The sequence below is a fragment of the Prevotella sp. C0026C3 genome (assembly GCF_056590795.1).
This window is the reverse complement of sequence record NZ_JBWPWW010000012.1, coordinates 41170-60999: the sequence shown is the minus strand read 5'-3', so window position 1 is coordinate 60999 and position 19830 is coordinate 41170. Positions and strand designations below refer to the sequence as shown.

The window sequence follows — 19830 nt, the reverse complement described above, 5'->3', positions numbered from 1 at the left end:
TTACCATTTTACGATATTATAGTTAATGCCTATACCAATATATGGTTGTAGGCTGTTTTTACCAATACCATAGCCTACCTGTACCCCCAATCCCCAACGCTTCTCTTTGCTTTTGAAATAATGATTAACAACGTCCGTTTTGTTGTACACAAAGATGCTATCTACCTTTGGATTGTAGCCACTTACCCATACTTTATATGTGCTGTCCTCGTAAACCTTTTGTGTGATTGGTATCACTACTTTTACGCTGTCAGGAGTACTTTTGATACAACTGTCAGTCGGCATTATATAATTTCCGTCAGAAGTTGTATTATTTAGCATATATTTTTCATCAGAATATGTATTTTCGCTGCTAACAGGGAGTGTTACGGTATCATACCTAAGTACGGTACTGTCTTTTGGTACAGGCAAATAGTACGGTATAGTATCTTGAAAATGGATAGTATCTGTTACCTCGTTCAATTTCGGTGGAGGTAACTTGTAATACCGGTGCAGGAAATAATAGATAGCAACCATACCTATAAGCAAACATCCTATAGATGCTAATGCTTTTGTAAAAGTATTTTTCTTTTCCATAATGATAAGTTTATAGATTAGAATACTCTTCTTTTGCGTTGAAGCATGGACAAGACTTCATCCACTCGTTTGACGTTATCTTGCCATCTTTATTCAAGTCTGGCGAAAAGTCCCTATGCCCTTGAATGATAGCGTTTGGATATTTCGTATGCAACATCTTCAGTAAGATGCGCAAAGACTTCTTTTGCTCTGCACTTCGATTGTCAATAGGCTTTCCGTTGCTATCAATACCACCGATATAGGCTACATTGATACTCATAGAATTGAAGCCTTTAACGCCATTGCTTATTTTCTCATCAAGAAGCATCTGTGTTACCTTACCATCGGCAGCTACCACATAATGGTAGCCTGGGTTCTTCCACCCTTTACGCTTAAATTCCTTACGCAAACCATCAATGGTTTCTGTCTGATGGCTTGCTGTACAATGTATTGCTATAAATTTAATTGTTCTCATCACTTTTATCTTCCATTGTAAATTTGGCAAGAGCAGCTGCACCTGCTGGCACGCCTATCAAGTACGGATATATTGTAGACCACCAGTAAGGTTCTATCGCCCCACCTGATACAAGTGCCGTATGAATGGCTAACGCTGTTGCGCTGATAGCCAAACTTATTTTGATTATTTTCTTAAAGAAAGATGGAGTCTTAGCTTTCCACCTATATTTCCATTCCCTAAAGATCATTTTTAACCTCCTGCTTTGCACCAAGCTCTGTTACCTTGTTTTGAATGTCATTTACTTTGTTCATCAGCTCTTTCATGTTTGTTTCATATTTATCTGTCTGTCGCTGAAACATTACATGGTCATCATTTACCTGAACTTCCAATATAGAAATGCGTGAATTTATTTGAACCCAAGCTCCGAAGAATGCGATAGCTACGGTCAAAAATACACCTATCAATGTGTTCTTAATAGAGTTGCTCATCGTTTATAAACTAATACTAATGTTCGTATACCTAAGCCTATCAGAATTCCTCCTAATAGATGCTTCCAGCGATTGCTCTGTCTCAACCATTCTATTACTTTCTCCATGATTATGTTTTTTTGCAAAGATATATCTATATCTCTTATCGTTCAGTTTATCCTTTAATACAGCATCACGGCAACACTTGCCAGCAGTGTACAGACACATATAGCCTCACTGATAAAGGTCGCGTTTTCTCTCCAGCTTCTCTTAATGAAAACCAAAGGAAACAGTAGCCATGCTGCAATAGTGTAAGGATAAACAATACACACTACCACTTGGCTAGTTACGCCAAACAAGTACCCACCAAGATAATGAATAAACTTCCCTTCTGTACGATAATATGGCGAAGCTGCCACCATCAATAGTCCGGCACTCATCAATCCCCCAATAAACGACAGCTTTTCCGGTAAGACTGTCAGTGTTGGAAACAACAGTAGTATGGATAGTGTTGCTATCCACAGCGAGAAACGCGCATATCCTATATAGTAGCTGAAGCTACTCACACTGTCAGGCAGCTCACCGGCTTTGTGTATCGCTAACAGAGTCACAGGGAGCGACAATAGCACAGATAGAATCAGTAATGTCATCATAACCCCAATGTTTTTACATCAATACTGTCTTTCTCCTTCCATCCGGCTGCAAGAGTATTCTGTACAAATGCCATAGCTTTTGTATAGAAGTCCGTCAATGCCTCTTTGGTTCTGAACGTTATATACTTGGGCTCCAACTCCTTACCAAACTTGAATGTCACCGGCAGGTTCTTCCCGTCACTCATCATACATAGGTCGAAAGCAGCCTTGTAGTTGAACTGATTCTCTGTAGAGAGCCACACCATATTACCTTCATAAGTGAAACCACTGAGGATTTTTGCATCAATGAGAGAATTTATGAATGTTACGAGGTCTCCCTTTAACTCTGTTTCTGTTGGCTTATGGTTATAGTCTTTACGCCAACAGTAGCCGGTCTCTTTGCTCTCTTCGTTTTTGACAAATCCCCAAAATAAGACATAATGGTCTTCACTCAACTTCAACAACTCATCATGTCTTTCCTTTATCCCAAATACTTTGAAAAATTCTGTGTTCATAACAATTCCTTTTTTGTGATTTTGTACTTAAACTTGTTGCTGTCACCCGATTGCTTCTTTCAAAACACAAGGCGTGGCGGATTTTGCCCGCCGACGCTCTGCGCTTTTTCGCTTTATTCGCTTACCTCTATTTTTCCTCTGAAGGCAAGCCGAGAACCGCAACCCGAGCCCGCATTCGATGATGCGAAATCCGAGCTCGCATAGACGAGACCGCCATACCCATAATCATGGCTGGCCGAGCGACCAACCACACGGCCTCTACTATTATTATGCCAATGTCCATCAGTATAGTTAGAAGCCCACCTGCTGTTGTCTGAACTACATTTAGACGCAATGACGTCACAATATCTGCCATGTTTTGTACGTGCGATACAGTAGGTAGTTATATTTAACCCCTGTACGGTGCGTTCTGTCTTTGTCAATGGGTCGTAGATATGCCATACAGTATCAAGCGGATATGTATCGACAGGTACACACTTGTCTTTCATAAACTGCTCATACGTTGGAACGTTTATGGCAACGTAGTCCATAACCTCCCACGTACAACCGAAGAAATTCTCAAAGCCAAGGCACTTGTTACCGTCGTTGTTGTTGTCGACACGCTTACTGTCAGTATTACCAATATCATCACGATAACCAGTAGTACCTCCTGAACGACATCCGTCACCACATACAAGCTGCGCATCACGTGTGCCGTTGAGGGAGAACCAAAATATTGCCATCAACTTAGACATTTCGTAGTCAAATAGCTGGTAACCCTTTCCTCTCCTATGTGCTATATTCTGAAAGTCCTTTTTAGTATAGTGAATTGTACCTACAGGCATGTTTGTCGGTTCTCCATTCTCGTCATACTGCCATTCAGAAGATGTGTTGTGATTTTCGTCTCCTGTGCGTACTGGAGCACCTGAAACAGAACGTAAGCGTAACAAGCTGTCTACCGATGCATGATAAACACCACCAAGCCATTCTTCGCTGCGTACCCAATCGGGCTCAATGGCTTCTACCTCCGAACTGTCTACGGCTATCGCTTCTAATTCTGCGTTGGTATTGCGAGAAGAGAATATAAAACTCTTTGCGCCATGTGGTACATCTATAAAGATATAGTCCCCATCTACAAAATCAAATAGCGTATTACCAATAGCCATTTTGTATTTGGAGATAATCAAGCCATCTGCATTTACAAAGCATGCGCCAACAGTAGAGTTGTTCATACCTGGGTATCTCACTTGCTTCATGCCCTCTACATCAATCTTGTAGGTGTCAATGTTTGAAACATCTGCAAGAACTCCTGCGCTTTCAAGAGTGCTTTCGTTCTCCGTAATAGTCTCCGGCATAACACCAGTGTTGGCTTTTAGAAGAATATCACTCAACGTTTTGCGTGTAGTCTTCTTGGCACTTGACATTGGCTTGTCTTCAAGGCTACTCCATGCAACATACTTCTTTTGGTTCTTGAAGTCATTGATGCCTTTATACCACAGTGCTGGGCAACGCATCATAACATCATATCCACCAGCTGCCTTATCCGTATAGTCAAACTCTTCTCCATTTGCAAGGTTGTGATAGTTCTCTTCCGAAATCTTCACACCTTCCCAAACACCTCGTTCAGTATTCAACTTTCCTTTGACAGGGATTAAGTTCTTGCGTATCTTGGCAACGTGAGCACTTGCAACAAACTCGTTATTGAACTGCTTACCAGTGTTGTTGTCAAGATTGGAAATGTTTGCAGGGTCATCAATAGTGTCATCAAATACAATCATGGTGTATTGCGACTGATGAATAGTTAAGTTCGGATAATACCCCTGTAAAGATGCAAGGACTTCTTCTTCAATATACTTATTAAGAGTCCAAACGCCACTGAGACCATCGCAAAGTGTCTTCTGTTCAGAACCAATACCACGTGTACCCATTGCCTTCATCGCAGTTAGTGCCGTATCTTTTTTAGTACATTCTATGTTCTGAATAGACACTGTGCTGATTGTTGCACCTGCTCCAATAACATCTTCAAGTACCTGTATTGGGTCTATATTGGCACAACCACTTATCTTAATTGTGCTTACCTTGCTTAGTCCCTCGTATGTTAAGCCCCCGTTAGGATATGTTACATTTGGCATATTGACAAATACAATATCCGTCATGCTCGCAGGAAACTCTGCAACCTCCAAAGGACAAGCCTCTGCTGGCGTGAATGCTTTAAGGGTACTTCCTTTCGCAAGGACTGTCTTCAGGCGTGGGCAGTTTTCTGCTCGAACACTAAGTACCTTGGTATGTTGTATGTCAATCTTCTGTAAGAATGGCATTGCAGGAAGATTAAGATAAGTCAGAACTCCTGTTGTGTAGGCAGGTGTATAGTTTTCTCCGCCAACAATCAATTCTTCCAATAGTGTGCAAGTACTGATATCGAACGCTTCCTGCTTAGGTGTGCAAGCTGAAATATCAAGTACTCCAAGTTTATCAGCGCCAAAGACATAAATCATCTTGCCACTTTCTTGAGCATCATTAGAACGTAAGGTATAGCTCTCACCAGCTTTCAAATAGCAACTATCTGTTACTGTATCTGCACGGTCTTCTCCCAGTCCGAAGAAGCCGTCCTGAGCAGCCGTAATCTTAATACTGATAGCTCCCATCATACGAGCCTTGAAAGGTGCTGCATAAAGGTCGCCAACTTTATAGAAGCCATCACGCAACTTAAAACGCTTACGCTGATAATCGGGTAAGTCTTCAAGTCTCAACCCATGCAATGCGTAAAAATAATTAGCAGCAGAGGTAGAACCCTGAATGTACTTACGTTCTCCATCAAATGAACTTGTAACCTTTGCCCATTTGCTTAGTCTCTTTGTTATCCAGTAATGGTAACAGCCATCAGCGGAGAAAACTTTGCGGTTGTTGCGCTCTGCCTTTCGCATTGCATCAGCCACATCATGTAGGCTGGTTGTTGATGTGCCGTTGTCATCTACCCATAAGTTAGCAGCATTATAGGTTTGAACAAACATAACACTGTCCCAACCTTGATACAGGTGCGATGTAGTTGCATCCATATCCCAAGGTATAGTTAATCCACAATCATTATCGCTTCCATCTACACAGTCTCCATCATACCAATGGTTGAAGTAGGCTCGTATTGTTCCATCTGGCTCCAGATAGAAGGCTATCATCATATTCTTACTGCGTTGGTCTACGGCTGCCTTATAGTCTGATGCAATAGTGTAGCAGTTAATACTATATGGGTTAGCATACTTATGTACCTCTTGTTGCCACTTCTTCAAACGATTTTCTTTCGTACCACTAACCGAAACACCACTAAGCATAATATTTCCATCATCTTCTGTAAGATGATGATTACATTGTTGTGCAAAATTAAGCCACTTATACAGATTGTAAGGTGCTTTCTTGCCCTGCTCGTATAATGCATTGAGATTATCATCATCAGGATAACGACTTTCATAATAGCTCATCCATACAGGGAAAGATGTTGCGGGGTCTATCTGCATCATGTCATCTACACTATTTACCCCTTGCAACCAGCAGAGACTGTCGTATTTCAAGTATTCAAAACATTCTACTGGATTTACAACACGACCTGTAATGCTCCACTTCTTAGTAGCCTTGTTAAAAATCATTCTGCCGGTAGTGTCTATCCAGTTGCCACCTTGATACTGTACATAGTGGTCATCACTGGTCTTGTACACGTTCTGCCAAGTGTAGTTCTTAACATCATCTGTAAGAACTTCTGCAAGCGTTTTGTCGACTGCAACAGGCTTTTCTACAGCCTGTACCTCTCGCATAGCACCCTTACCATCATTCTCAATCACAATATGCTTATCGCCACAATACTCACTAAGAACATAGATATTTCCTGCTATAAGTTGCTGCGTATTTACAAGGATTGAACTCTTAAAGTTTAGCAACTCTTGTCCCTTTGCTGCAACCAATTCTGTAAAGTCACCATAGTTGAGGCACTTCTTATTATATCCATTTACCCCTTCGAAGCCAAAGAACTTTGCATCGCCTTTATCAGCATTGAAGTTGGCTTTTGCGTGGAAATAAGCTTTGGTCGGGTTTTCGGCATCGTTATGGTTCATCTTGCTATCAGTACGAAATAATGCACAAGGTACGCTATCTATACTTGTGTGGATTTCATATTCCCCCTCATTGTAAATCTGAGATGGGGTCATATAATCCTTTCCCAAAGCTATCTGCGTATCGTTCATTAGTTCCATCATGGCACCATTGTGAGCACCACAACTATCAGAATAGTCCACCTTAATACAGATGATGTTAGTAAAGTTTCCACCCTCCACAACTTGTATGCGGTTCTTAGCTGCCATCTTCACACACTTATCATACTTTGCAAGAGCTTCGGAATTGCCAGGGAACATTGCTGCAATTTCTTCTCGTGTATGCAATAAGGTGACAATGGCTTTCTTCATCTTACCTTTCTTGTTCTTGATAGGTCTCCAAGAAGATGTAGTTCCCTGATTGTTCTGCGAGATACCGATAGTCTTACAGTCCTGCCAAGGTCGGTCAGGGAAATAACAATACCAATCTACAATCTGTTTTGTCTTCTTGTCGCCGTCCTTAGCTTCAAGATAGTCAGGGTAATTGGCTGCTATATCCACTGTGTCTGGGTTCTTACATATAGCACACACCATAAGTCCTGCATCAAGACACTTTTGCATGGTTGGCCTATCTTTTGTAGTCCCTTCTGCTGTAACACTCGCAAGAACATCATTCTCTTCGTATTCGTTAAGCATTGCCTCCGTATCTGTAAGCCCTACAATATAGTTATTACATGCTTGAATAAAGTTATAGTATGTGTTCCAAGCTGTTATATCATATAGATATAAATCTGCTTTATGCCCATCAAAACTGATAGGTGTATCATGGTTTGAAAGTTCTCCGGCTGTATAGGCTACAGCACCAGCCTCATCTCCATTACGGAATATTTTAATTACACCAATACCACTATATGGCGCAATGGCTGATGGTTCAATTACAATATCAAAGCGTGTTACCTTATTATTAACGTATGGTACAATTGCCGTTGTTGCAACATCTGTAAGAGAACCGTTTGTAGCAAAGATAAGTTCTTCTCCAGTGAGTATGAAGCCAAGTTTCTCTCCCATACACTTAATAATATGTGTGTGGTTATCTGCAACGTTTTTCGTCATAACTGTAAACGAAAGTGCCATACCGTTTGTTTCTATACTGTTAGAAGCAAATGGATGATAGCTGCATACTGCTGTTACATCTTCTGCAATGCGCAATGCCATGCGTCCGTTATCATCTGTAGTGCCATAGCTACTTGTACCGAAACTATCCTTGACAAAGCCGTTGGTTGAATAGTTAGAACCTTTTACCGCAATATCAATCTTTTGCCCATCAGTTGTCTGTGTTGTAATAGTCTTATCACTGTCGGCATTACTTCTCTCAGACATATTTATCTTAAACAAAGCACCCTCTGTTTCGCTGATAGGTAATAGTGTACCGCTGATAGTAATTTTATAAGGTTCAACCAAAGAGCTTGCTCCACACATAACACCAAATGTTAGCTGGTTATTTTCAGCATAGCTAACTAATCGCTTGCTGATAGTGAAAGTTGATTCACGAGCCATTATCTGCTTTGTAACAGTTTCTACTTTCCCTCCTGCTGCATTTGTAAGTGTTACAGTTGCTTCGGGGCGTGAAGTGCTACGTTGATATACTGCAACATCAAAGTTGACGGTAGAGTAGAGTTTCTTTTTACCATCACTATTATCACTCCACCGTGCTACGACAATAGGCTTGTCATAGTCTCCGAGGCTGCTGTCCTGTTGAATTACCATAACGGCAGTATGCAGAACATTACCCTTTACCCCTGATGCGACATCTTGTCCCTGTATGCGGATAGGGTATGCTCCATGAGATAATCCTGTAGGGTCAATATTCACAGTATGCGAGTATGTATCGGTAATTGTAGGAGTGGCAAGTGTTTTCCAAGAGCCATCACGATAAATCTCAATAGTAGTCTTGATACCCTTATCACTACTGTTGTTGGGGTATGAAAACATGAGAATGTTTTTAGGCTTACCACCGACTTCAAGACTGGTATCTTTCGTGTAGTTGAGTGTCTGCGCACTGACACAAGTAACATCGACAGATACAACGGAGAGGTTCTTGCTTGCTGTATTCCCTCCGTCATCAACGACCTGCATCTGTAAACTCCCTTGTCCGGCAGATTTGTATAACTCGCTCAGGTCAAAATCAAAACTGTAGTCTTCTAATGTTGCAGAAGATGGCTTCTTTGTATCAAATGCTGCAACGGTCTTTTTCGTAGTTCGGTCTACGAATACTACGGAAACAATACTATTACTTGTCTCTTGGCTTCCAGCCTTAGTAACACTCATAATAGCAGCATGGCAGATAAATGAACCACCAGCCTTTCCATACAATGGATTTTCCTTAAAAGCTATGGCAATGGTTGTTCCACCTGTGTTTCCACTTGTACCAACAGTAAACTGTTGCTCATCTCCTACACCCTCATCGGCTTCATTGACAAGCTGCAATTTCACAACACCTTCGGTCTCTGTGTTGAGTTTGATGTTTGTTGGTATCTTAGCATAAGCTCCACCTGTTGAAAAAGCCTTTTCTCCTTTTTGCTCAGGGGTGTCAGATACTTCTACCTTTGTTGTTCCTCCACCACCAAATGCTACCCATGGCTTTGTGTCGGCAGGGTTAATGTCAGGAACCTCACGAGTAAATTGGAATGTCGCCCACACAGGAGCACCGTTGCTATCATTGTCAGCAGTCTTGAATGTTAGTACTACACCGTTCTTAAAATACTTAAATCCACTTTGTTCTTCTAAGTCCTGAACGGCTTTAATAGCTGTACTTAATGTGTATTCAACATCTGGGCATATAGTGTTTACATTGAGAATGTTTCCAATGTTACTACCATTTGTACCAAAATCTTTCCAGTTTCCCTCTTTGTTCCACGCCTCGGTGTTCACCCATTGTTTTGATTGCCACCCATTATTAGGAGTATTGAAAGTAAGGACAATACCTGCTATCTGATAATCAGCTTTATTTGGCAGCTCATCAATCTTTGATAGAGCTACAGAGAAAGTCATATCGCCATTCTCTTGACCTAATAGCTTATTAACATTGATAACGCCACGTGCCTTAATCTGCGTTGCCGTATTAGAATTACTGCTCTCCAACGTAGAAACACGCTTCTTGACATCGGTCATATCATCTTGCAGCTGCTTTCCCTCGTTACCCGGAAATGCAGTGCCACTTGTATGTCCGAGTGCAAGGTCTGAGCCAATGGGAGCTAATTTAGTCCCACTCCAACGGTAAGTGATATTATCAGAATTGTCAATATATACTTTCCCACTTACAGGAATACGGCCATTAATTGATACAGCTCCAAATATCTCACTATCAATCCAGTTACAATAATAAGTAGTTGAATGTGTTTCTTCTTCCGATGTAACGGCTAAGACGAATACATTGTTATCTCTGTCGTACACTACTTTGCAGTTAGCATCAGTAGAACGTTTAGCAGAAGATTGCTGTTGTGCAGTAATTCCACTTACAGTGCTATCAAACTCTATAACATCATCAACATAGCTCGGTAGGTGCGATGCAGGAATTTTGCCCTCGCTGTCCAATGGAGCTATGCCATCAGGTTGGGCTTTCTGCTGTGTTAATCCATCGGCTGTTCTCTTTGCTTCGTCAGCAGTCTGTTGTGCTTTCACAACTGCTTCACGAGTTTGATTTACACTATCCCCTTGTGTAGTACTTTGTACTTCAAGTGCTTTTATCTTATTGGAGTTTTCGCTAATGGCGCTCTTTGCACCTTTTATATCTGCTTGTAGCTCTGCAATGTTATTATTGTACTGCTCACTATCTACTGTAGGATTACCACCACTTTCTCCAGTAGCTACCCATGCTCCACCGTCTGCAACGTAAATAGGACTGGGGAGCGAGCGCCCTACAATAGCCCACCAACCATCATGTGGCAATGGATAGGCTTCACGTAATTTCTCAACAGTGGTAAATATACCCTTGTTCGCACCCTTTATATTTTTGGCTTCAAGCCAACCATCTACCTTGAAACCGCCTTTTATATGACCATTTCCTTGAATAGTTGTGTTACCACCAATAGAGACATTGCGCCCAACGGATACATCACCGTCTATCTGTCTTGTTTTTATTGAACTCATATTAATGCTGATTTAGCCAGTTCCGACAAAGCCTTACTTTGGTCTGCATTGCCGTATGTTGTTAATACTAATGATGCTATAGTATATATTACCGCTTGATAGCAGCGTTCGCAAATCTGTACTCCACCATCATCATCAATTTTAGGATATGGAAGATAAACGGCTCTACTAACCATAGCATCTGTACTCTTGCAGGAATAGAACTCAAGCACTCTTCCTTCGGGACGTATGGCAATGGCACAAACAGGCTTTTGTGCAGTACCACGTATACCCTTGAAACGACTGCTTTGCTTCGCATATTCCTCATCATCTTCACTGATAGCGTGGTAAACAGGTCTTTCCCAATCGTCCATCTGGAATACTACAAGGCGCATAAAGTCTTCAGGAAGTAGACACCAACCGCTTTCAAGCTCTTTCCAATAGATAGCATCACCAAAGTTGTTACCTCCATCAAGTAGGTATGCTGGTGCAGTGCTATGTATCCTTTTTACGGCATCTGTAACCTTTGACCTGATAATATCGTTTAAGGATAGAGTGTCCACGTCTCCAAAATCACTAAGTGTTTCACTTGACATATTTTGGTCTATGGCAATACGGACATCTTTTGCTATTTCTTCAAGACGATAAACTTTCATACCTATAACCTCTATTACAATCCATCGAACTCAATGCCGTTTGCAGTTGCTGCATCCACGATGGCTTTTGAGGAGCGGAGTTTGGTTCGACTAACACCTAACACATCAGCTAAGTAGTCTTTTGCTTCTCCCTCATCGTGTACAGTAATCTTACGAAGACCATTTGATGATATTGTCGCCTCTGCCGTACTTGTTTCTTGTTGAGGTGTAGTCTTTGGTGCGTTCTCGTCTTCTGCTCTGTCAAGTTTGAAGAGAGAGTTAAATCGGTAATGATTTTCGAGGGCTTTTTGAATATCCTCGATATTGGTTGAAAAAGTACTACCACCACTTGATAATGGGACAAAGGCTATGTGCGTACTTTTGCCACTACTCAGAACTACGTTTACCGCAATATTTGAGTCCGAACTATAATGCTTTATCATATCTGTTATAATTAAGAAAAGGGATGGGATGCTAATTATCCCACCCCTTTTGTAATGTTGTCTTTGTTAGTTCTCCTTATTAGTTGGTGCTTGTGCAAGTTTCATTCGTGCGTGTGCCTTAGCATAGCGCAAGTATAAGCAGCTCACTTCCTGAATAACTACTGCATCGGTGTTACGGATACCTGCGGTCTTCAAGTCAAGGACATTACGCGCCCAAGAAACGTGTGTCTTCTTAGAAAGGTATTCAGGGTCCATGGCAAAGCCGCAATCACTCATGCCGTTCACATCAAACAACTCATGATGAATAGTTAGTACTTCTCCGAAGTCTGTATCCCAAGACTTAAACTTCAAGTTCCATACTTCGACAGTATCTTTCAAACGGAACTTATCGCTCTTAATCTTAGAGAATGCGGAAAGCATATCAGAACCACAGAACAAAATCTTACGCTTATTACCAATACCTGTGCCGACAAATAAATCTTTAGTAATATCTACAAGGTTCTCGTCCGGAATTACTGCACACTTCTTTTCTTTATCCCACTCGCCAACTTCGATGTCTTTACCAGCCATCCACCAGATACCACCAGTGAACCATGTATTCATACCCTCTTTGGCAATGTGCTTGATAACATTCTTTACACCAAAAAGATAGGTGTTTTCCATTGCAAGGCGCATATCATAGACACCGTCCTCTTCAAGGTCAGAGAAGTTCCAGTTTACCTCCTTTGCAGCAATCTTATCGAAGGTAGACTGCTCTACCTGTATCATAAAGTTTTGACAGTACTGCGTCTCAGGCATAGGAATATTGTTGAAACGACCTGTCTGAACATCTAATTCTCCACATGCTTTACCCATTCTTACAAGGGTTGCACCGCTCTTAATCTGTGGTACAAAGATAGGCTGCTTACTTGTAGAGTCCATTGCGCCATTTACGGCATAGACTGTAGGTAGATTAGTTGATGCATCCTTACCACATACACACAACACAAGGTCTGGAATGTTACTACCCTCGTAAGCCTTTCCTGTATTGGGGTCAGTAATACCCTTAACTCCTACAACACGGATAGTATCGTCAAGAGTGAACATATTGGTATCGCTTACAGGCAAAGAGGTACTTGCACCGCTACTCATAGCATCTACCTGCTTCGTTGTAGTACACTTAATCTCTCGTGTTCCAACGGAGTAGTACTTAACATCAAATGAGTCGCATGAACTTGATTTGGCATAACGGCTAATCTGGTCTACAGGGGTAGCCATTGGTCGAATTTTAACGATGCGTTGGTCTACATCGCTCATGTAGAAGTTGCCATCACCGTCTGTGCGTCCCTGTGTTTCGGTAGCAATACCTGCGGTGGTCTGTTTACTTCCATCTCCCTCTGCTCCTGCGCTGGTCTTTCCTGCATCTGGGAGTGCAGAGGCATCAGCCATAAGCACACCATTTGATGCACCCGTCACAAATGCCAACACCGTCAGCATAATGCGATAAAGAAAACTTGAACTTTTTCGTAATGTTTTCATTGCTTTTGTTATTATGAAATTTATATATGAGTGATATTTGTTATCGGTTATAGGCTTTTCGTTTCTCACCTCCTCGTTCCCAAATAGTTTGATTGCCATCGTACCGTCCAATAGCTCCAAGGTCTGGAAGTGGCTTCTGTGCCTTTCCGCCTCCATTCTTTCCATTGAGATTGGCAGTACCATCATTACGTGAGGACTTTTTCAACTTCTCGTCAATCTTTGCGTTTCGTCCTCTTACCTCGCCCTCGTGTGCAGCTTCTTCAACGTTGGCATCATGGTTAATAGCTTTTGATGCCATTTCTATACTCTCACGTGAAAATTTGCCGAGGATACCATCTTTCATAATGTTTACAAGGAACTCCATAATTTGGTCTACCTCTTCATCGCTCCAGCCTTTCTCTTCTTGAATTGCAGTAATGGTATCGTAAGTTTCGGAGATGTTTTTTTGATATTGTTCATCAAAGTCTTTCTCCTTAGCAACTCGCTCAGCATATTCTTGACTTGCCTTTGCAACTTCTTCTTGCTTTGCAGGGTCTTGAAGCTCCTCTACAAAGTCTTCTCCAAACATACGTACCAATTCAATGGCAGGATTACCACCCTTACGCCAATTGGTAAGGAAAGCTGCACTACGAGGGTCGCTCGTAAATAGGTCGGAAAAAGCCTTTTCTCTTTCCTGATACCCTGCTGCCTCTTTGTCATAATTATCGTAATCGTCATTGATTTGACCAAATAAAGTCTCATCATCATCAAATTGCCGGTCAGGATATTTATTTTTCATCCTTTCCGAAAACTTGTCTCGATTACTTCTAACTGTTGTACTATCAGCCATAATCTTTTAAAATTTTATATTTTGATGATTGTTTTACTGCAAATATACATTGTAAATTATTAGTTTTAGGTATAAGTATTATTGTTTTTATTAGTAACTTTGGAACGCAGGTAATATGAATATGAAGAAACGAGGTTCTTTAATGGAGTATTCTCAAGAGCGCATCGAAAGTATAATGCGCATCTATGATGAATATATTTCATCATGCGAATACATCGACACATCTTATATTTGTAAACATATAGCTAATATGCCTGCACCACGTTTTTGGGTGTCAAGTATATGGGCAAGCAAGATGATGTATGCAATGTTTAAGGGAAGCCAGCTTAAAAATATGTTACCGTCTAAAAGAGAAATGTTTCAAGAGATATTCAGACGAGTTAAGACTTTGCGAAAACTGCACCCTAATTGGACAATAAAAAAATGTTGTGAGATTGTTGTAGAACAACCTGCTCCGAAGTTTTATCTTACAGCAGAAAGTATAGGAGTAATGATATGCAAGGAAAAGAAAAGACGTTTCGAAGAAAGAAAGAAAAGGCTACGTCATTGCTTTTAGCATTTGCTGTTATTGTACTTTCTTTGATAGGTTTCTCTAATTGGTACTCTATTGGTATCTATGCAGGAGGCTCGTGGGTAGGGAGATTACTCTATCCTTTTTTTCATGCCAGTGTGGTGCATGCCTCACTTAATGCTTGGTGTTTTATATGCCTGATGTTTGTCTATGACATAAAACTTACGAGGGTATTCGTAGCGTATATTGTATCTGTAAGTTTTCCTATTGATACTTTGTCATCCTTTATATCATTTCCACCTTTGCCAACGGTAGGTATGTCAGGTGTTGTATTTTTTCTATTTGGTTCTATCTCCTTTGAAGTAAGAAAGAAGCTTTACTACCAGTCGTGGATGCTGTTTTATCTTATTGTTGGTTTCTTCTTCCCCAATACTAATGCTTGGTTACATCTGTATTGTTATTTGTGTGGGGTCGTGTTTTCACTTCTTAACTATCCTATAACAATATGCAGAAAGAAGTAGTAAACATATTAAAGGAAAACAACAAGCGCAATGCCGAGGTCTATCAGAAGTTCGACCCTATCAGTGGTATTGGCTCTATAGGGAAACGTACGGAAGTACATATTGATGATTTTCCTTTAGAGACACAATACCTTCCTGTCGAAATGCTTAATATTCCATTGGTTAAATTACTGATGAAATGCGGAAGCATCGAAAAGTTTCTAACTATTGAACTGGAGGTAGCATATAGCGAGGAAGACCGTCTAAAGGTTATTGAACAATTCGTGCGCCTAAGATGCAGATATGACTTCGCATTCTGGGCAGCAATGTACGTGTATATTAAGAACAAGGGTGGGGGAGAAGATGTTCTCTTTCGCTTGACACGTCCACAGAGAAAGTTTGTAGAACGACTTGAAGCACTGCGCAAAGCTAGCAAGCCTATACGAATAGTATTGTTAAAGGCTCGACAGTGGGGTGGTTCTACAACCTCACAGTTGTATATGGCATGGTTACAGCTCGTTCACAAAGTCGGACTCAACTCACTTATTATTGCCCATCAGGGTGCAGGTTCTGATGAAATCAAGGATATGTTCGACCGTATGATTAAGGCTTATCCTATTTCTATGCTCTACAAACTGGGAGAAATATACAACGAGAACGAGTCGAAGTTGGTAGGGGTAGGGCATTCAGGCTCTATCCATCGTGTACCACAACGTAATTGTAAGATAAAGATTGGTACTGCTGAACGCCCAGACTCTTGTCGTGGTGGAGATTACAACCTTGTGCATTTGTCCGAGGTTGGACTATGGAAGACTACTGACGGAAAAAAACCTGAAGATATTGTGCGTTCTGCCTGTTCGGGTATTTTGTTAAAGCCCTATACGATGATTGTCTATGAGAGTACGGCTAATGGTACGGGAAACTTCTTCCAACGTGAATACGATGCAGCAAAGCGTGGAACTTCACAGTTTGAAGCTATGTTTGTATCTTGGTTTGATATTGAACAGTATTCTTTGCCATTTGATAATGATGATGAAAAAGCAGACTTCGCTATATGGCTTTGGAAAAATAAAAACAACGCAACACCATCTTCTGCACGTGCGGAATGTGGTAGGTATCTTTGGTGGCTATGGGAGAAGGGTGCAACATTGGAAGCTATCAATTGGTATGTACAAGAACGTGCGAAGTACAACGAACACGCACCAATGGCTTCTGAATATCCATCTGATGATGTTGAGGCTTTTGTTCATTCAGGTGAACGTGTATTCGATAAGTATAAGGTTGATACTTTCCGAGCTTCATGTAAACCTCCTAAGCTAATTGGTGATGTTTATGCTGATGAAGATGAAGGTAAGAATGCTTTGAAGAACCTGCGCTTTACAGAAGACGCACAAGGGCTTCTGTGGGTATGGGATTTGCCTGAAATAGACGATAAGGAAATTGTAACCAATAGATACGTTACTATTGTTGATATTGGTGGACGTTCTAAAAAAGCAGACTGGTCTGTAATATTGGTAATCGACCGCCTTTTCATGATGGACGGTGGTAGACCGCAAGTAGTAGCGCAGTGGTATGGACATATTGATATGGATATACTTGCATGGAAAGCTGCACAGATAGCTGCGTTCTATGACAACTCCCTGTTGGTAATCGAGAGCAACACGCTTGAAACGCACGACAAGGAGCGTTCTGTTGATGGTGATTTGTCTCACTTCATCCTCAATCAGATTAAAGACGTTTATCCTAACCTCTATGCACGCAAGCAGACGGAAGATGAGATACGAGAGGGTATTCCTCGCAAATACGGCTTCCATACAAATGTATCCACCAAGCCAATGATTATATCAACGCTTATCAAGGTAGTGCGTGAACATCTATACATAGAACGTGATGAGCGTTGCTTAGATGAATATGTGGTATATGAGAAGAAACAGAACGGTGCATTTGGAGCTATCATAGGTAAGCATGACGACTTATTAATGACACGTGCTATTGGTTTACATATTTGTTTCTACGAAATGCCTATACCAACAATTGTTCTGCGTGTCAATAGAATAATGCCAAAGAAAAAAAAAGCAGTATCTGCTGCCACCATATAAGTTTCATTTATCAAAATTGTTAAACTATGAATGTATTTAAGAAATTCAAAGCCTATCTGCGTTATCGTGAAGCGGTTAAGAAAGCTGATGAGGCTCACGCAAAGACAGGTGAGCGTTACTATGTAATGCCATCATTAGGAAATAAAAAAGCACTCCTAATTATGGATAGGTTCAATTTTCGCAAGCTGAAGCATAAGGGCTATATCAACAACAAGGCTTTTGTTGCCGACCTTGAAAGGGAGTACTTCTATGCTACACCGTATAAGGACGGCTCGGCGGAGTTATCTACTTTAGTCATTGAGTTTAAGAAACGACAGTATTACACATGGTATGATGGGAAGATACAGCACAAAGAGTAAGCAAGGCATTGATGGTGTTGCTACACTTACGAATGATGCACTGGCATTAGAGAATATCCGAAAGGGGAAGAATAATAATGGTAAATAATATAAAAGGCGTAGGAATAAATCTTACGCCTTTCACTGTTATGATGCGATTGCTTGGTGTAATTGGTTTACAGCTTGCATATTCGCTCCTTGCTGCGCCTGTTGCATGATTTCAGGAGAAACGCCCTGCGGTGTCTGTCCCTGTTGCAACTGTTCTTTCTGCGATTGTATGCTCTGCAACAATTCGTCCGCAAATGGGAAGTTACCATGTTCAAGTAACTGTTCCACGCTGATGGCATTTGCTTGCCATAGCTGCATCAATACATCATTTGCAAGCTGACGATAAGCAGGAGTTGTTGTGCTTTCTGTTATCGACAAATCAAACTCAACGTCTCTAATCTTCTTTGGGTCGTATTCAATTTGTGCGCCTGTCTTACCGGCAATGTTGAATACTCGCTTGCCATCATAGAACTGTTGAATATTCTTCACGTCTTTGTAAGCACCATCGACAACGAAATACGAGAAACATTCCAACATGTCAAGAAGAGACATTGTAGCGTTTTGCGTTTCTTGGTTGTACTTGGCTGCACTTGTGCCAGCATACCCAGGTTTACCCTGTAATGCTCCATTAACACCTGAAATATCCTCGAAGAATTTGAGCTGCAAATTAAGTAGTTCAGTTATACCTATATTTGTAGAGTTATTAGCTACCTGATGGGGGATTTGACCGCTTTTTGATGGCTTGAAGACAATAACACCATTGAACTCTGCCCAACTCTCTGCAATATCCTCCATGCTTACTCCATCAGGTAAACTATCCTCAGGCATAAGCAATACACCTTTGGCACTGGCACGCATAATCCAGTCGTAAAGAGTGATAAGACGGTTTGTGTATCGCTGCTGGTCTATCACATCTGCCACAAACGAATGTATCTCTCCATCAATAAATGGATATGCCTTGAACACGTACGGATGGCTACCATGTTCAAAAGGAGTTTCTCCCTCTTTCAGAATATCACCGAATGGAGAAAGGTAGTAGAAATACCAATAATCGTCCATAAACCAAGTAGCTTTGACAAGTGGTACTTCTTCTGGTGGCATCCCTGTAGCCTCAGCCATTTGCATACGCTGTGCATTGACCAAAGTAACCTCTTTTTCAAAATCTTCTTCCTCAATCTTGTATATATCGCCATTTTGATAATCATGACACCGGTAGCGAGGCTTTTGTTCTTTGCGCCATACTTCGATTACTCTGCATCGACCAGGCTCACTTGTAAAGAGGAAATCGTAATTATTAAGCCTACTGTAACCAAAACGTTCTGCATAATTGGCAAGAAATTCTTTGCGTGCAGCCCATTTATAAATCTCTTTTAGCTTTTGATAGTCTTCTGTAGACTCGGCAAACTGCTCACACAATTGTCCAAAGCTCACATCGTGAACCTCTCCTAAACAACTAACATCCCAACCTCTGAAATCTCTCATGTTGTTATCTATGAAGAAATTGTTTGGCTGAACATAGTCCGTCCAACAATCTTCCTTACCATTGCGCCAGCCATAACTCTTACGATGTACAATAAAGCCTGATATAAGAAACTCTTCCATAGTACGTGCAAAGACTTCACTCATTCGATTAAGCTGCATATTGCATTGTAAAATAGTAGACATTGTTTCTCCCAGTTTCTGTTCGTCTCTGTCCCGTGCGGTGCAAGTCGGCTCTTTCGACTGGGAACGGTAAACCCCCAACACATTACGCACAAGCCTACGAATAAGATTGTTTTTTAGAGGAACATTACCTTGCTGCTTGATATATTCTTCCTCTGTCATAGATTTACCATCTACACATATCATATCGTCCCATTGGCTTCCGTATGTATAACGCTTGTTACGTTGTCTATCCTTTCGGAATTGCTCCATTTGGTTCCAGTAATGCTGCGCTTCCATAAGAATATCAAAAGCCCTGCGACTGCCAAAGTTATGCGAACGAAAAGAAACTGTATCCATTTCTTCTCTATCTGCCTTTGGTGCAATCTGGCTCATCGGTAGTAATTTTTCGTTTTTCTTTGTAACTGTATGCATATCTTCTTGTTTTCGGTGGCACAA

Annotated in this window: 16 protein-coding genes; 4 read left to right on the top strand and 12 right to left on the bottom strand. The window is 41.1% G+C overall.

The features are described from left to right. The 11 genes from AC1EK4_RS08510 to AC1EK4_RS08460 form a co-directional block, all read right to left on the bottom strand. Entirely contained in the window at window positions 1-576 is a 576-nt protein-coding gene (locus AC1EK4_RS08510) for a DUF6808 domain-containing protein (protein ID WP_480357859.1), read from the bottom strand. A gap of 10 nt (window positions 577-586) precedes the next feature. Further along, on the bottom strand, window positions 587-1030 hold the full coding sequence (locus AC1EK4_RS08505) for an N-acetylmuramoyl-L-alanine amidase (RefSeq protein WP_480357856.1): 444 nt from the start codon (window positions 1028-1030) through the stop codon (window positions 587-589). Then, window positions 1017-1259, bottom strand: coding sequence for a LysR family transcriptional regulator (locus AC1EK4_RS08500; RefSeq protein ID WP_480357855.1), 243 nt, complete (start codon window positions 1257-1259; stop codon window positions 1017-1019). The genes AC1EK4_RS08505 and AC1EK4_RS08500 overlap by 14 nt, the downstream gene beginning before the upstream one ends. Next, the gene (locus AC1EK4_RS08495; protein WP_480357853.1) at window positions 1249-1500 is read right to left on the bottom strand and encodes a MerR family transcriptional regulator; all 252 of its coding nucleotides are present in this window, start codon (window positions 1498-1500) and stop codon (window positions 1249-1251) included. Before AC1EK4_RS08495 ends, AC1EK4_RS08500 begins: the two co-directional genes overlap by 11 nt. Before the next feature lie 161 nt (window positions 1501-1661). After that, the gene (locus AC1EK4_RS08490; protein ID WP_480357852.1) at window positions 1662-2132 is read right to left on the bottom strand and encodes a hypothetical protein; all 471 of its coding nucleotides are present in this window, start codon (window positions 2130-2132) and stop codon (window positions 1662-1664) included. Next, a complete protein-coding gene (locus AC1EK4_RS08485) occupies window positions 2129-2626 on the bottom strand; it encodes a hypothetical protein (protein WP_480357851.1) in 498 nt (165 codons plus the stop codon). Before AC1EK4_RS08485 ends, AC1EK4_RS08490 begins: the two co-directional genes overlap by 4 nt. Before the next feature lie 113 nt (window positions 2627-2739). Then, complete coding sequence (locus AC1EK4_RS08480) at window positions 2740-10830, bottom strand: hypothetical protein (RefSeq protein ID WP_480357850.1); 8091 nt, start codon at window positions 10828-10830, stop codon at window positions 2740-2742. Next, window positions 10827-11465 carry a hypothetical protein gene (locus AC1EK4_RS08475; protein ID WP_480357848.1) on the bottom strand — a complete coding sequence of 213 codons (639 nt, stop codon included), beginning with the start codon at window positions 11463-11465 and terminating at the stop codon, window positions 10827-10829. Before AC1EK4_RS08475 ends, AC1EK4_RS08480 begins: the two co-directional genes overlap by 4 nt. A 14-nt stretch (window positions 11466-11479) precedes the next feature. Further along, a complete protein-coding gene (locus AC1EK4_RS08470) occupies window positions 11480-11887 on the bottom strand; it encodes a hypothetical protein (RefSeq protein WP_480357846.1) in 408 nt (135 codons plus the stop codon). 66 nt (window positions 11888-11953) lie between these two features. After that, window positions 11954-13405 (bottom strand): SU10 major capsid protein, encoded by a 1452-nt coding sequence (locus AC1EK4_RS08465; RefSeq protein WP_480357845.1) that lies wholly within the window; start codon window positions 13403-13405, stop codon window positions 11954-11956. A gap of 40 nt (window positions 13406-13445) precedes the next feature. After that, entirely contained in the window at window positions 13446-14183 is a 738-nt protein-coding gene (locus AC1EK4_RS08460) for a hypothetical protein (protein WP_480357843.1), read from the bottom strand. Between the two features lie 166 nt (window positions 14184-14349). Between AC1EK4_RS08460 and AC1EK4_RS08455 the strand changes: the two genes are divergently transcribed. Genes AC1EK4_RS08455 through AC1EK4_RS08440 form a run of 4 tightly spaced genes read left to right on the top strand, consistent with a single transcriptional unit; the run spans window position 14350 to window position 17703 of the window. After that, on the top strand, window positions 14350-14790 hold the full coding sequence (locus tag AC1EK4_RS08455) for a hypothetical protein (protein ID WP_480357840.1): 441 nt from the start codon (window positions 14350-14352) through the stop codon (window positions 14788-14790). Then, a complete protein-coding gene (locus AC1EK4_RS08450; protein WP_480357838.1) occupies window positions 14730-15266 on the top strand; it encodes a rhomboid family intramembrane serine protease in 537 nt (178 codons plus the stop codon). The genes AC1EK4_RS08455 and AC1EK4_RS08450 overlap by 61 nt, the downstream gene beginning before the upstream one ends. After that, window positions 15251-17344 carry a terminase large subunit gene (locus AC1EK4_RS08445; protein ID WP_480357837.1) on the top strand — a complete coding sequence of 698 codons (2094 nt, stop codon included), beginning with the start codon at window positions 15251-15253 and terminating at the stop codon, window positions 17342-17344. The genes AC1EK4_RS08450 and AC1EK4_RS08445 overlap by 16 nt, the downstream gene beginning before the upstream one ends. A 26-nt stretch (window positions 17345-17370) precedes the next feature. After that, entirely contained in the window at window positions 17371-17703 is a 333-nt protein-coding gene (locus AC1EK4_RS08440; protein WP_480357834.1) for a hypothetical protein, read from the top strand. 126 nt (window positions 17704-17829) lie between these two features. On the opposite strand, the gene AC1EK4_RS08435 is transcribed toward AC1EK4_RS08440, so the two are convergent. Then, window positions 17830-19806 (bottom strand): portal protein, encoded by a 1977-nt coding sequence (locus tag AC1EK4_RS08435; protein WP_480357832.1) that lies wholly within the window; start codon window positions 19804-19806, stop codon window positions 17830-17832. Window positions 19807-19830 lie beyond the last annotated feature (24 nt).